Annotated in this window: 1 pseudogene; it reads right to left on the bottom strand. The window is 59.0% G+C overall.

What is annotated here, in order from left to right:
* Positions 1 to 799 (bottom strand): annotated as a pseudogene (locus tag ACT84W_RS02915) (hypothetical protein); the annotation flags it as partial.
* Positions 800 to 1,284 lie beyond the last annotated feature (485 nt).

Here is a 1,284-nt window from a genome sequence, read left to right as displayed (position 1 = left end):
CTCTTTGCGCGGGCACTCCGAACAGCACTCCTTCAAGTCCGAGGCCGAACCTCGTGGATTCCAGGAGCTGATGGTGTAGCTGCCGTGCTTCTCTAAACATCGGCGTGGCATCTTCGATTCGCTGAACCTTGCCCTTAAGAAGCCCCGCAACGTCCCATAGCTTTCCGAAGTCGCTCATCTCGGCGAGGTCGAGGGTGTTGATCGACCAGCCCATGTGCTCGAGCCCCTCGATGCGGCGCCTATCCTTCGCTGCGTTGGGGTGGAAGGCCGCTCCGTTGTACTCGAGCCCTCTCTCGCCCTCCGGCCAAGCGAGGTCGATGTAGCAGCTCTTTGATCCCGCGCGTTTGGAGGCGATTCCCTCGAGCTCGACCTTGTGGTTCAGTACGGGCGCCGAGAATCCCAAGCCGCCGAGGCTCGCGGGAAGGCCCAGGCAACAAGCGAGGACCGTCTCCATCGGCGAACGGGCCCCGTCGGCGACCCACTTGAGGGTTTCCACAGCCTTCGGCAGGCCACGGAGCCCCTTGAGGGCATCGATGGCCGAGGCGATCTTCTCCACGCTGGTCAGGGGCTTGCGGTCGTAGAAGCCGGAGATCGCGCTGGAAAAGTGCGAGTACGACCCACAGAGCTCAAAGCCCAGCACGACGGCATCAACGAGGGGAAGGGAAGACGCGAGCTGGATAAATACCAGCTCGGGCCCGCAGCAATAGACGGTCTCGGTGAGCTTCTTTATAAGCCAGCCTGGGTACTCGATCAGCCCCGCGCTGTGCGGGCGTACCCGGGGGCTCGTCGTTGGGCGCATATCGCACCCGATGAGGACATTTACGGGAGTTTCTCGGATGCCGAATTCGCTGAGATTGAGTTTGTTGGCAGCATGCGTGTTCGTTGAATGCGCATTCGGACGAAACACGTCCTCGAACGGCTCGGAGTTGTCGAGCTGAGGCGGCACGGACCGGAGCCGCTCAAGCGCGGTTTGATGAGAGAAGACTACGGTCGGAACATACAGCATCGGTCCTCCGATCAGGCGACGCGGGTGGGGGCGATTGGAGGGCGTTTGCGTTGAGGAAGAACTATACGAACACTTGAGGGCGCGGTCAAGGGCTTCTCGGCATAAAAAACGATTCAATCTTTTACATACATCAAAACATGTAAGTAAAAGATTGAACCATCTACAAAACCCCAGTTGGCAAGAAGCCCAAGGGCTTCTCGCCCTGATTTACCTACGGGAAAACATGTAAGTAAAAAGTCTAATCATTTGGACGCTGAGGGCAGACGCGTGCCGGGCGC

This window comes from Paratractidigestivibacter sp. (assembly GCF_052362415.1).
GTDB lineage: Bacteria > Actinomycetota > Coriobacteriia > Coriobacteriales > Atopobiaceae > Paratractidigestivibacter.
The sequence above is the reverse complement of the archived record's forward strand: the minus strand, read 5'-3'. Positions and strand labels throughout refer to the sequence as shown.